The 14,345-nt window shown below is 36.0% G+C and carries 7 protein-coding genes; 4 read left to right on the forward strand and 3 right to left on the reverse strand.

Annotation, left to right across the window (positions count from 1 at the left end; translation table 11 throughout):
- The first annotated feature begins 506 nt into the window (after nt 1-506).
- The 4 genes from B5G10_RS06255 (at nt 507) to B5G10_RS12555 (ending at nt 5,048) form a co-directional block, all read left to right on the forward strand.
- Complete coding sequence (locus tag B5G10_RS06255) at nt 507-827, forward strand: helix-turn-helix transcriptional regulator (protein ID WP_087423885.1); 321 nt, start codon at nt 507-509, stop codon at nt 825-827.
- Between the two features lie 23 nt (nt 828-850).
- Nucleotides 851-2,728 carry a DUF262 domain-containing protein gene (locus B5G10_RS06260; RefSeq protein ID WP_087423886.1) on the forward strand — a complete coding sequence of 626 codons (1,878 nt, stop codon included), beginning with the start codon at nt 851-853 and terminating at the stop codon, nt 2,726-2,728.
- The gene (locus B5G10_RS06265) at nt 2,725-4,656 is read left to right on the forward strand and encodes a DUF262 domain-containing protein (protein WP_087423887.1); all 1,932 of its coding nucleotides are present in this window, start codon (nt 2,725-2,727) and stop codon (nt 4,654-4,656) included. Before B5G10_RS06260 ends, B5G10_RS06265 begins: the two co-directional genes overlap by 4 nt.
- A gap of 113 nt (nt 4,657-4,769) precedes the next feature.
- The gene (locus B5G10_RS12555) at nt 4,770-5,048 is read left to right on the forward strand and encodes a hypothetical protein (protein WP_143241083.1); all 279 of its coding nucleotides are present in this window, start codon (nt 4,770-4,772) and stop codon (nt 5,046-5,048) included.
- Nucleotides 5,049-5,339: 291 nt separating this feature from the next.
- Here B5G10_RS12555 and B5G10_RS06275 read toward each other — a convergent pair whose 3' ends face one another.
- From B5G10_RS06275 to B5G10_RS06285, 3 genes are read right to left on the reverse strand one after another with little or no spacing between them, the layout of a single operon-like run.
- Nucleotides 5,340-8,054, reverse strand: a complete 2,715-nt coding sequence (locus B5G10_RS06275) for an AAA domain-containing protein (RefSeq protein ID WP_087423889.1) — start codon at nt 8,052-8,054, stop codon at nt 5,340-5,342.
- A gap of 55 nt (nt 8,055-8,109) precedes the next feature.
- Nucleotides 8,110-10,194 (reverse strand): hypothetical protein, encoded by a 2,085-nt coding sequence (locus B5G10_RS06280; protein ID WP_143241084.1) that lies wholly within the window; start codon nt 10,192-10,194, stop codon nt 8,110-8,112.
- A gap of 24 nt (nt 10,195-10,218) precedes the next feature.
- The gene (locus B5G10_RS06285; RefSeq protein ID WP_087423891.1) at nt 10,219-14,334 is read right to left on the reverse strand and encodes a restriction endonuclease; all 4,116 of its coding nucleotides are present in this window, start codon (nt 14,332-14,334) and stop codon (nt 10,219-10,221) included.
- Nucleotides 14,335-14,345: the final 11 nt, after the last annotated feature.

Here is a 14,345-nt window from a genome sequence, read left to right on the forward strand (position 1 = left end):
TTCCAGAGGGCGGATATCCGTGAAATTTATAATCAGCCGACAACTCCCGTTTGTGTTCCGGAGGCGGGTTCTGTCGAGCAACCTACTTTATGGTAAAATTTCTCCGGACAGCAGTGTTTCCATATATAAACGGAATTTCTTCCATATCACTCTATTTTTGATTATATTGCTAATATAGCACAAAAATGTAATTACATAAGTCGATGCTACAAAAAGTGTATATACATTTATTGTAGTATTTTGCTGATTGGTGTTGTCTATACATAAATATCTGGATAAAAGTTGTACAATCATAATGGGTTTCGTTTTCTGGCAAGAAACAATATATTATTTGTTATAGGTGAAATACGAACTCTACGAATAATATAATAGCATTTAATATTTCAACGTCCAATAATGTGCCCAAGGCAGATTCAGGTAAGAGTAAATTCTAAAATTTATTTTTGTAACCTATCATAAAATAAAGTAAAACCGCTATATTTGCATATTATATGATATGTTGAGCTATGACGAAGAGTACGATGGGTACCAAGTTGCCAAGGAAATTGGGGCAGAAGATGCAAATTGTGGGTGAGCAGATCAGGCTGGCCAGACTGCGTAGAAATCTCAGTATTGCTCAGGTTGCCGAACGTGCCACCTGTTCGCCTCTTACGGTTTCACGCATCGAGAAAGGCATACCGACTGTGTCGATAGGCATTTATCTCAGGGTACTTTATGCGCTTCAGTTGGATGATGATATTCTTCTGCTTGCAAAAGAAGATACAATGGGAAAGGCTTTGCAGGATTTGAGCCTTAAGAAACGAGAAAGAGCATCCAAAAAGGAATAAAAATTAAATGAATTGGTAATAATATGTTGTATATCTATCCGGAAACAGTAGAATCAGTCAGAAAATTTGTAAATAGGAAATGGCCAAATAAGAATAAAGAAGTGTATTGCCAAGAAAATGAAAGTGCTTGGCATCAGAATAGGTATATATTGATTACTGTCTCACCCCGGATTAACTTTAAAGTAGTGCATTATGAATATATTAATGGCTACTTGGAGTTGCATCTGGAGGACGAATATTATGGTAATACATTCAATCAGAGATTGTATAAATATCTTCGTGATAACATCGATACGGAATCGGGCGATTATTTATGGCATAATTGGTATGGGATGAGACAAGGACGATTACGCTATGAATATAAGATTGGAGATCTTCTGGAATTAGCAGATTATCTTACAAAATTTATTAGTAAGATCGATCCACTGATTGAAGATTTCCTAAACACATATTATGACGGGAATAATGATACTCAAAAGGATAGTTGTACAGTATCATCTATTGATTTTAATGAAATAGAAAATGGTGCTTCTGTCAACATTAATATCACAGAAGGAACTGAAAGCAAAGTTGTCCTTCATACGATGTTATTAAAAGATGTATTTTCCTTAAAATTAAAGATACCGGATTATCAACGTATATATTGCTGGCCACAAAAAAATGTAGAACAGCTGCTGGATGATATTTTTATTCCAAGAAATCATAAATATCATTTAGGGACATTGATTCTTCAAAAGAAAGGTGATGATTATGATATCATTGATGGTCAGCAAAGAACTGTTACTTTGGCACTCATTTTACGTGCTATGTGTATTGATAATATTCTGTTATTGAAAGAAAAATTTGATTCTGTTGAAGCTCAAAAATATATAGGGTATAACAGATATATTATAGAAACGTACCTTGATAGACATTATCCTAACATTGAAACACGTAGTAAAGAAGCAAAAAAAATTCTTGATATAATTTCGTTTGACGTACTAGTACTTAATGACTCTTCACTTGAACTTGCTTATACGTTTTTTTCAACACAGAACGCCAGAGGAAAGGCTTTAACAGATTATGAGTTGTTAAAATCACATCATCTCAGATTCATTCCTGAAAGCCATGAAGCTCAACAGCGTCATTTGGCAAAGATGTGGGATAAGCTTCTTATGAAAAGTGAACGGGAAAATGGAGATAGAAGCGTATCAATTATCTTAGGAATATATTTATATTGCCTCCGTAAGTGGACAAGAAAACAATATTGGTATATAAAAGAACCAAACAGGGTTAAGAATGAGTTTGAAGCAGCTCCAACTATACCAGAAATTCCACCTTTTGGCGAGAGATTCGATTTTATGGACCCAATCCAGGGAGGAACACATTTCTTTGCTTTTGTAAATGCATTCATTCAACATTATAATCATTTTATTGAGACAAAGCAATACCATATTCTTTGGGAAACCATTTCATGTTCTGGATTAATTGAAATAAATATTAACGGTAACGATGACAATAAAAAGTTATCGGAAGGAAAACGACGGACTCATTGGTGGTACGGGGATGTCATAGCGGCATTTTTATTCGCCTATTATATGAAATTTGGAAACCAATATCTATCTGAAGCTTTAACTTGTATAACAAGGATTGTATCTCAATTAAGGTATGAGAAAAGTAAAGCCAATAAGCAATCCATAATGGACAAAGCAGGGGAGATGGAAATCATAGTAATGATAAATCAGGCTACATCACCAACATTCTTCCTTGCAAGTGCACGAGATATCATAAAACGTCTCCCATATTTTGATAAAAATCTGAAAGGAATAAGAGCTGATTATTTCAATAAAGAAATGTCACTTTATGAACAGAACGAAAAAAATTATCTCATTGACTCATTTAAAACACTTCATAACAAATGACGAATATAAAACAAGCTTATACTCCAAGAAAAATTGTAGATTCAGGATTATTCTTCAGTATTCCTTTATATCAGAGATTATTTGAGTGGGGAGAGGAGCAGATAATCCAGCTACTTGATGACCTTTATTCTTCGTACAAAAGAGACAAAGAATCTGCATATTACATTGGAATGCTTACAGTCAAAAGGACTGAAAGCAGTATAGAACTTGTCGATGGTCAGCAACGCTTTACCGCAATGATTCTTCTAGGGATCCATTTCAAGTGGAATAATTTTCTATATGTCTCTACTGAACATGATAATATCTTGCGTCTACAATTTACAGCGCGAGAAGAAGACAAAAAATATCTTGAAGCAAAAATCAAGGGAATAGAGTGTTCGTTCTTAAATGAAAAAATGGAAAATGGATTGAATTATATTTCAAAACACCTGAAGAAAATACTACAGAATAATTCAGGTAAAGATTTTGAGAATTATATTTTCGAAAAACTAACATTTTTCCTTTCTGAACTTCCAGGAAACTATTCCCCTATGGAATTGAATACTTATTTTGAAAGGATGAACACCTCGGGTAAATCATTGGAGAATTATGAAATACTCAAAGTCGATATCATCCGGCGTTTGCGCACTGATAAGGAAAAATATACTCTTCTTTGGAATGCTTGTAGCATAATGGAGAAGATGATTCTCAGAAAACATAATAATGAACAGCTCGACAGCTTGAGGAATCGTTATAAAAATGCTATGATTGAGATAATCCAAAACGGGAATATAGATAATGCATTTGAAAAATATCAAACTAAATTTGATATTGAAGAGGAGGATTCTGATGACAATCAAGACTTGGAAGCTACCTCTATAGCTATAGGTGACATAGCTATCAATACTGAGAATCCATATAAGATTATAAAACGACGTACTGATGAACATTCACTCCTGACATTTCCGGAATTTCTTTTGCAAGTATTATATATATGCCTTAATATGAATATTTCTGAACAAGAAAAGGATGGAAAGGCAGTAGAAGGTATGCTTGTTACAGATTTCTTTGATGTGAGAAAACTATGTGACACTTTCAAGTGGGCCTTTGAAAAACGTGGTCTTGATGCAGAAACTTTTATGCGGAAACTAGGATTGTATCGCCTGATTACGGATTATTTCATTATTAGAATGAACGATGAAGATGAGGAGCCTTACCCATTTAAATTATATAAAGGAGATGACAAAGAGAAGATGAAGGTTAGGATGTATCTTGCTATGCTATATTCCGCTTCATCAGCCATGACATATTATATGTGGATGCCCCAATTGCTTACCTATTTGGAATTTTTTGTTTCAATTAATAATAGTCTTGATATTAACGCTACAGAATATCTTGTCAAACTTAAGGCAATAGATAATAAATGGCATCCAGAACAAAACGTTGTCGATAATAATCTGACATACACAACCATTGATAGATATTGGTTTTGGAGAATAGATTACTATTTATGGGAACAAAGAGAGTTATTCTTTAAAAATGAGTTACTCAATGTCGTTGAAAAATATGTATTCAGAAGGAATCGTTCCATTGAGCACATTGCCCCACAGCATCCTAAAGATGAGTATGGTGACAAAACCAGATTCTACTGGGACGATGAATCTCGACCGGAAGTTGCTTGGAAACGAGATTGTCTGGGTAATATGGTCATGATATCTTCTGGTCAGAACAGTACATTGACTAATTCATGTTTTGAAGTTAAACATGCAGTTATGCAGAGATATGCATCTGGAAACGGAACCGTTGAAAGTCTGAAAATGTTATATGTTTATTCAAAATATAGCAGTTGGTCTTTAGATAATATTGATGAACATTATCGTTTTTCAATGAAGGTATTAAAATATTCGTATGAGAAAGGAAATACTATATGGAATGATCTCTATATCTAACTTTGGAAGTATAATAAAATGATTTATAGTAGTATTAGTAAAACATTTATTCTATTGTAAAGCCCAAGAGTTTACTCTACCTTTGCATTATAACCTAATAAATTATATCGGATATGCTCGAAATTAGATCAACAAAAAAAGGCTATGTTGCCAATCAAGAAATTAGTCCAAGACTATTTGAACAAGTAGGTAATACAATTGTGAGAGTTATTTGCGAAGTTCCTTGTTATGTCGAAGCTAATACTTTAGAGAATTCTATATGTACTTATATGAATTCTTTTATGCCAGACGGTATTGAAGTAAAAACAAATCACGTAACAATTCATCAAAGTTCTGGTGAGGATACAAGAGGAAAATACATTGAAAATCTAGATTTTCAAGTATATATCTAATCTGAATGGGCACTGTCCAAAATTTTGTGTAAATGGAAACAGGATTCGTCTGTAAGCTTCTCCTTATATCGGGATCCTGTTTTTCAAAAATATACATAAATTGATTCATAATCAATCCTCAGTTATGAATAGGCTGTGTTCATTTCTTCTCAATTTCCATAAGTGAAAGATACACGGTCTTTTTGATGGCATCATCCGAAAGGAATGAAAGTTTTGATTTTATATGCCTCTGAATGATAAAACGGTAGGTTCTTCAGGATTTTTCTTTGTTTCTTTGTATATATCCTAATTTCATAAAATTGCTAATAATGATTTTTTTATCGTTTCCTGATTCACTGTATCTGTCGTAGAAATGCGAAGCAGGCGAAGTCCTATGTTGGTGAAGATCTGATCTTTCAACGCATCACGTGATTGTTGGGCGCCATTCTCTTTATGGAAATGCCATCCGTCCACTTCTATGGCACAGATCGGCCGTTTGGTCAGGGAGTTATAGAGCAGGAAATCCACATGTGAGAATGGACTTTCGGCGAACGCTTTTTCTTTATCTTCCAGTTGATTCCAGTCGGCAATAAGTCTGGACAGTGGATAATGACAAAGTACTCCCGTATGGGGCAAACCTAATTCAGCAATAGCTTTTAACAGGATATTGTATATTAGATTCTCTGATAAATGTTCAGAGACGGCAGGATGAGCAGCTTCGTAAGCCAATCTTTCTGCCGTATATTGCTGATAGAGCAAATCAAAAACAGAATGCAACTTACTGGATTTCACTTCAAAATTGTTGTACTGAATATAGCTGATTAGCTGGCTGAGATTGGAATCCTCTGGCATTTCATTTCCGTTTGTAACCAAACATAATTTGGTCTTAGCACGTGAAATGGCCACATTAAGCAAATTGGCGTCATCCGAAAATTCGGTAGGATAGTTGTCTACCATACTCATAATGATGGTGTCACATTCCCGCCCTTGGTACTTATGTACTGTACTGGCTATGTCTTTTCCGACGGTTTTGTTGATTGCTTCAGCTTGTGCCCGATACGGAGTAATAATACCTATACTTCCCGACTCTGTACATTCCGGTAACACCTCTTGCGTAATGACATCTATTTCCCGTTTGTTGAAATGTCCTCTGGCATGGTTGCCGGGTACAGTTCGAATCACCTGCAATACATCTTTTTCACCTTCGTCTGTAGTCATAGCAATCAGTTCTCCATTGTAAAAGCGTTGATTACAGAACTCTATAATTTTCGGATGGCAACGATAATGTTCTCTAAGCAGTGTTACTGGCGCATCCCGAAAAATTTCTACGCAAGATTGTAGGAAACTGTGCGTGACAGCATTGTATCGGTCGTCCACTTGATATGTGGTCTGAATAGCCTTCAACGCCAATTCTTCTTCTCGGCTTACCACATTGGGTAACTGTTTATCGTCACCCACAATCACGGCGTTCATGGCACATGATAGAGCCAGAGCCCCCGTCTTAATATCCACTTGTGAAGCTTCGTCCATAATCACATAGTCAAATACCAGGTCTTTACTTATACAGCTTTTGGCCGAATAAGTGGTACTGAGCACAACTGGATATTCTTTCATGAACTCTTCTGTTCTGGGCTTAATATCCTTGATCGTAAATTTTTTCCTTTGTCCGGTATTATACCGTTTAGCTATCTTATCCTTCAATAGTTGCAGAGAAGAGGAGCGAAGTTCTTTCATACTCTTCTGGATATCTATGCTTTGGAGTGCCGAAGCAATCGATTCCAGCTCTTGCTCTAATTCTGTTTTTCGAGAAAAGTAATAGGCCGACTCCAAACTGTGTATAACATCTATTGCTTTTCTATTTAAAAATGTCAATATTTTAGTTCCTAATGAAAAAGCCCATTGCAATCTAAACCATAAACCTGGCTTATGTCCGTTCTCAACCATCATCTGATAGCGGTTGAGCAATTTCATAAGTTTAGTCGATGGTTTGCCATTCAACCATTCATCTTCTGTATGGTTGTCTTCCCGCATTTCGTTGTATTTCGATTCTTTTAATAGGGCATCGTATTCTGCCTTTAGTTTGGCCTGCCGGAGTTGTCTATCAAATCCTTGTGAAACGGCTTGAAGTGAGTCTTTCGCCAGATTCTTTGTAGTTGTTTGTTCTTCTAGCTTCCAATCTGTCATAGTAGGATACTCTGGCTGGTTGGCGATGAATGTTTCTTTGTTTTGTACACTGCCCAGTTGGGCCACAAGGAAGCCAAGTCCTTCTCCCTTTAGCTTCTCAGCTACATTCTCTACAGCCGAGTTATTATTTGATACGATTAATACCGTTTTACCTTTCATCAGCAGATTGGCAATGATATTCAGTATCGTCTGTGTCTTACCGGTTCCCGGAGGTCCCTGAATAATGCTTACCTGATGTGTCAATGCTGCTTCTACAGCCGCTTTTTGGCTGGCATTGCATCCAAACGGATAATAGACTTGTTTGGGCGTGGGGTAAGTTGCCAATTTTGTTTTGTCACCTAGGAATTGAGCCAAGGGAACATTGTCACGCTTCACATCTACCAATTCATATTGTTTGGATAGAATACTTTCATCATCTTCTTCCGCAATCAGTCCTGTTTCATCAGCCAGTTTGCGAAGATAATCCCAAATAGAACCTCCATTTTTGTCAATCGGGGTACGGGTAATATAGACCTCGTTTCCTTCCAGATTCTCATAGTAGCCATTGTCATAGGTCACTCGATAAAAAATGTAGCGACCATCTGTAAAACGTAGTAATTCTGCAACATTGTTAATGTGTTTATTATTGATGTATAGCCCTTTTTCTCCAAGATTGATAGTATCAGGATGTGTCAGATAAAGTAAACGGGATGGATTGTAATTGAATACACGTGGTGATGACGAAAAACGAACAGCCCAAAGTCCATTCTTGTTTTGGTAAATAGAAGAAACACGTTCGGTGACAAACATTTGCTTGTCACCGCGTTTCTCTAAATCTATAATCATGCATTGGCGAGAATCCATACTATACTCCTCTTTGTTTATGGATTAAATTATGACTTATGTAGTCCATTTTTATTTAAGAAATATGATTCCATAAATTAATCGCTACTTTTTTCAGCCATCCTTTACGATTTTTGTAATTCTTAACAGAAAATAACGCAACCCAAGAATATGCGACAAGAAGAACTAAAATACCATATGTTCCAAAAGTTATAGATTTAGCTATCTCCTTTTGAGTATCATCTAAAGAATCTATCCATGTGATTAACTTACTTATAATATTCCAATTCTCAGATTTATATATAAAGCAAAGAGTTAAGATTGCAATAAGTAATATGCTTACCATTAATATGAATATAAATCTAGGCCTTTTCCAATTTTTTAACTTCTGTTCTTCTATAGTGCTTTCCAGTCGGGATATTTCAGAATCTTTTTGCTCTAATTCAATTTTATGTGATTCCTGTAATTCCGTTTTTTCTGTTTTTAATTTTTCTATTTCTGTAGATTGGGTTCTATTAATTTCTTCTAGTTGGGATATATTATCTTCATTTTGCGCTTTATTTTTTTCTAAAGAGTTTATTATTTTGTCCTGTTCTGTTTGAGCAAATGATTTTGTTTTCTCTATAATTTCTGTACTAGAAAGATTACATAATTTTTTTTGATAATCACTTTTGATTAATTGTGTAATAAGGTGTTTTTGTTGTAAAATATCTGAGGTGGTTTCGCTTATTCCCTCAATCGCATATAATAATTGCTCTTCAGACATTACACTGCTATTAACTTTCATATTAAGAAAACATACAAAACTTTTATAGTCATCATCTGTGCGTGAAAGATACCTCAAGATTAAGCTAAGCCATTGACTTGGTAACATAACGATAGGGGCTTCATTTGAATTTCTATTGTAATCCCATATTCGTAATGCCTGATCTGATGAAATAATGAAATCTTTAGTATTGAAAATATCATTATTTGAGTCTCCTCGTTTATATTCAATCCACATTATGTTATAAGCATCAATTTCAGAGGCAATAAATTGCTTCTCGGGATCAAACTTACGTATAGAAGAAGCATATGCACTTATATTTTCCTTAATTGTTTCATTATTTTCATTAAAAGGCACCATTGAGTCTTTAGTTATTTTATATGTTTCTTTTAAGGTTTCATATGATGCTAATATATGGGCTTTAAAGAGCTCGATAGAACTATTGGAGCGACCAGCTTTCCATTTAAAATAGAGTTTATAAATTCCATCAATCGTAATAAATTCATTATAAACCTTAGGATTAACATTTGGCGTCGGTTTTAGTGCATCTTCCAATCTTTCTAATTGATAAGACAGTGTTTCTCTAAATTCTTGTTCAGTCTTTTTTGTGATGAAAATATGCTGTTGTAAATTACTCCTAGCAATATTACGCAAAAATGATCGAGTTCTAATCTTCCGATCTTCACCGTTCAGTCCAATCGCTCTAAAAATAATATTTGTATCAAGATAGAGATTTTTGTTTTTGAGATTGTTAAATTCCAGAGTTGTATTTTTTTTATTTGTCATCATACAAAACTCTAATGCGGAACTTGCAAAGTTATAAATCGCTTTATTTTTTTCTGGGTCTTCACTATTTAGGAAACCATTAATTAATAATCTGTCCTCCTCACTATATGATTCCTCTGGTACATCTATCGAGTAATCCTCTTGTAATAGCTTTTTGTATGCAGATAAGTTGGTAGTGAAAACACCATAGAAAAATTGTCTGAATATTTCAATTTTATTTGGATCTATGCCGTTATTTGAAATATATTCCTCAATATAAGTTTGGAGATTTTTCACTTTTGGAAGATTCTCCAAAGTTATTCTTCTTTTCCCGTTTAAGGAGACCATTTTAATGTCATTATCTATATATGAATCAAAATGTTCCTTATATTTTGGAGTGTCTATAATGTTTTCTAGTTCTTCGTATGAAAAAGATAATCCCCCATAATTTTCCTGTATATACAACATTAGTTCAGATAAGGGAATAGCCGTCGTTGAAATCTTTATCAAAGAATCTTCTATTACTTTTTTGCAAATCTGCTTACTTGAAATAATGCCATCATTATTATTTGCATAAATCAATGCGGACATTCTAAATAAGCCAGTAGTTAAATCATCTTTATTTTTCATTTATTTGAAAATTTTATAGTTATCCTATCTGTCAAATCCAAATTTATTCCATGCCTCCATAACCAAGCGTTTGGTACGGTACTCGCCCAGTTCTCGGAGTTCTCGCTCTTTGAGCACGCGGAATGTTTCGTTGATACAGCCTTTGCCACACACATCTTCAGGATCAAGAATATAGCGAAGGTCCTCAGTGGTAAGACCATATAAATGAGCAAAGATGGCATCCAGTTCGGCTTGCCACACAGTTCGTTGCTCTTCATCCCATATGACTGGTTCTTCAGGTAGGTCATACTCTTCTGTGCACTCTTCTCGTAACTCTTCCATCCAACCATCCAAGTCATGATTGAACCAGCAAAGGCGTGCTACACGCTCCACAATTCCCTGTTCGTAACCCGATGAGGAAACCTGTTCGGGAGTAAGGACAGGGAATTGTTTCACAAAACTGATACTGGCATGACTTCCGCCAATTTTTTGTCTTGTTGCATAATCAAATACTAATGAGGACATCATTCCCAAAAGCAGTGCTCCGGGCATAGTGCCACGCTCCACGAAGAGGAGCGTGGCACTATGCCCGACGCCGCAGGCGTCGGGAATAAGTGATATAACAAATGTTCTATCATGTGTTGCATTTGTTATGTCTCGAAATCCAATAAGCCATTTATGTGACCACTTCCATATAATATTACCTTTGGCATCAGTTTTAATAAGTCTATTATCCATATCCTCTTTGGGAATCCAATACCATGGCATAATATTATGATTGGGATTTTTTAATTCATCAGATGTTGGCATAGCCATTTGTCTAGCAGGCTTCTCCTTTGTTCCTTCGTTGATCGTTCCGAAATGGTGATTATAATGCCAAATCATTTTTCCCTCATATAGCGGGTCATAAATTTGATTATTTAAAAGAAATTTATTCCCATTTAATTCTGCTCCTTTATTGATAAGTTGAGAGTAGGTCCGGAAAAGATAAGAAGCTGTAGACATATTAAACATACTGCCAAACTTGACATCCCAAGGATTCTCATTTGTTGTATCGTTTATTATCACTTTACAACGGCGATAAATCTTTGTGGTAAGCATTGCATCACGACTGGTTCGAAATATCGGACATGTTTGGGTATTCGGATTCAGAAGTTTAAAATCTGTTGTTTTAAGTTGATAGATTCTTGTTGGATCGAGAAGATGATCCAGACGAGTAAGATAAAATCCACCTGAAACCTCACGTGGATTATCTTGTTTTTGACCGACAGTAATAAGGCAAAATCTTGCTAGAGAAGCAATATCAAATATTTTTTCTCTATTTACGAAATCATATAATGATATTAATCGATTGTCATTAATAAGTCTTGCAAAGAAGTCTTTTGTTGAATCATTTACTGCAATACCTGTAGGCAATACTAATCCCCATGCTTCTTTTGAACAATTTAAGCAATGTTCAGCAAATAATGGATATAAATCAATTTTTCCTATAGCAGTAAGAGGAAAACGTCCAGAATTTTTTAAATAATTAGATTGACTCGATACAGCCTCACGAGCAGTTTTGTATTCAAGATATAAGGCTGGATTATTTTCTTTAAGTTGAGCAATTTTTTTATCTCGAGCCGCTTGGTTTGCAGCGTGGACAATGGAATCATCTTTGCCAACGAACCATTTTTCATCTTCCATTTGAAGTTTATCCCAAGGTGGATTGCCACACATCACATCAAATCCGCCTCCATCAGCAAAGACCTCTGGAAACTCAACGCACCAGTGGAAGAAACGATTGGCCTGTGCCACTTCGTTAACTTCTTGCTTAAACGAATCAGGAAGAACCTGTAAACCTTCCATCTCCTCAGTTGAATAATCAAGATACTTTATCTCCTGTAAAGCATTATAGACTGTACGGGTATAGGGAATATTGAATGGGGTAAATGTCTCGGTTTCACTATCAAATTCAGAAGTCAAATCTGTTGCATGGAATTGTTTATAGAAACTATAAACATATATATCACAAGCTCGTCGTAGACATTCTACACGAGGAGATTGCATCAATTCTTCCCATTTTGATTGCTTGGTAAGCTCTTGTAAGAGTGAGTCTTCAGGTAAATCATTTATTTCTTTTACCTTACCGGCCAGTCCGATTTGCTCGCTATCAATGCTTTGAATGGCAATATCCTGACTGAACAAGGTTACGGATAAGCCTATATTTTTCCCACTACGGACTAAATCGACATCTTTGAGAGCCTGCTTGTTGAGCTCAATAATTCTTTTCTTGGTTTCTTTATTATCAGCAGTGAAGGCTTCTTTGGGAACTCCATCAAGGAGTATGTCAAGGTTGGTCACTCCAACCACAGAGTTACCGCAACGAATATGATGGTCAAGGAAAGAAAGTGGTTTCCCAGCACAATAACCTTCAATCCAAAGCACAACCTTACAAAGTTCTACAGCATCGGGATTATAGTCTACTGCATAGATGCACTTCTGAATTACTTCACGAAGCGCTTCACGATAGTCGAGCGAAGCTGGATTGTCTTCACCAGTACGTAAGGTACATATATACCAGGCTAAAGTTCGAGCCATAGCCAAAATAATATGACCTGAACCACTAGCGGCGTCACATACTTTCATGGAGAGTAGTGAACGAACTTTTTCTTCAATGGTCTGACATTTGGCAATACGCTCTTTAATTACCGGCTCCAAGGTTGTACGAATAAGACTTTGCACGAGATCCGGACGGGTATAGTAGGAACTAGATGATTTCCGATCAAGACCTGCGCCAAAAGTAAAGTTCCACTCTGAGACGGATGTTCCCTGCATAATGATAGCACGCATTTCAAGAATGCCCTCATATACTGACCCAAACTCTTCTACATCAAGAGATGAATAATTAATCTTTACCCGATTTTGCTTCTCGTCCCTAAACTCATTTAGACAAGAGAAAGCAGCCAGAAGCTGTTTATTGGTAATCTGGCATTGACGTAAATAATGTAATGTCTCAGTCGCGAATAATACGCCTCCAAGAGGCTTTATCAAGAGTGGAGTTCCAAATGTTTCATCCTCAAAAAGTCGGAAAGAATCCATTAGTCCTTCCCATAAGTCGCAGTAGTGTTCATTGCGCAAATAGGGTAACTCAGACAAACCACGTAAGCGAGACACTGCATAATATTTTTTGTAGATGTCCTGGCAACGAACTTTTTGATCATAATCATTATCTGTATCCGGAGCACCAATATTGTATACCAGATTGCGGTCTTCGATAATAAAGAGAAATAATAATCGGTAAATAAAATGAATCAGTTCTTTATTCAAAGTCTGTGCGTTTGCTTCACCATTGATGACAGCCTGTCTGAATACTTCATTACCTGCACCTTTTCCACATACCACTGAGCGTCCCAGTATTTCCATTGCTTTTTGAACGGCATCACTTAACCCTGCACGAATGCGGTTACCGCTTTCAATAGAGCGATTGAACCATTGTTCCATGATACAGGCATCGTCCCCGCTGTGTGTGAAACGGGAAGAATGCATCAGTCGGAACAACAAGCAGAATTCAGCATAATGATCTTCTTCGACCATACGACGTATGTCGAACTCAATGTATGTAAGTTTGACTAATTGTCCGGTGTTACGAATAAGGCGTAATACTTGACCATTAGTTACAATGCCATATACATGTTCGGTATTATTTAGATAGTCAAGCATAGTAGCTTGAGGTGACTTTTGGCGGCGTTCACCTTTGATTCGCTGGTCGAGTGTACATTTGTCGAGAAGATCTAATTCTGCATCACCAGTTTTATCTCCGACTATAATAATTGGCATTTGGTCCAATTCAGGACAAATATAAGGTATGTCGAACTTACGTTCGCCTACTTCAATTTGTGTAGGTTGATAATCTAACTGATAATCAAGACTTGAAAAGAACCGTTCCATGAGACGACGTACAGCTTTCGTTCCGTATGGGTCGCGAAGAGAGTTACGTTCAGAAAATAGTTTCCAATCGTTACGCAGACTGCTCCATGCATTATCAATTTTGGCCGTGAGCGAAACATCAAGATTAAAATCTTGTTCACGGTTGCCTTGCATGGAAGATTCAGTCTCTATTTCATGTAAAATATCATCTGAGAGAAGATGGCCATATATATGTATAGAAGTATAATCCATATCCAATAGTT

Origin of the sequence: Barnesiella sp. An55, from assembly GCF_002161555.1 — a bacterium.
GTDB lineage: Bacteria > Bacteroidota > Bacteroidia > Bacteroidales > Barnesiellaceae > Barnesiella > Barnesiella merdipullorum.

Coding starts and splice junctions, on each gene's coding strand:
- B5G10_RS06255 (WP_087423885.1), top strand. CDS start 507: ATGACGAAGAGTACGATGGGTACCAAGTTGCCAAGGAAATTGGGGCAG.
- B5G10_RS06260 (WP_087423886.1), top strand. CDS start 851: ATGTTGTATATCTATCCGGAAACAGTAGAATCAGTCAGAAAATTTGTA.
- B5G10_RS06265 (WP_087423887.1), top strand. CDS start 2,725: ATGACGAATATAAAACAAGCTTATACTCCAAGAAAAATTGTAGATTCA.
- B5G10_RS12555 (WP_143241083.1), top strand. CDS start 4,770: ATGCTCGAAATTAGATCAACAAAAAAAGGCTATGTTGCCAATCAAGAA.
- B5G10_RS06275 (WP_087423889.1), bottom strand. CDS start 8,054: ATGGATTCTCGCCAATGCATGATTATAGATTTAGAGAAACGCGGTGAC.
- B5G10_RS06280 (WP_143241084.1), bottom strand. CDS start 10,194: ATGAAAAATAAAGATGATTTAACTACTGGCTTATTTAGAATGTCCGCA.
- B5G10_RS06285 (WP_087423891.1), bottom strand. CDS start 14,334: ATGGATTATACTTCTATACATATATATGGCCATCTTCTCTCAGATGAT.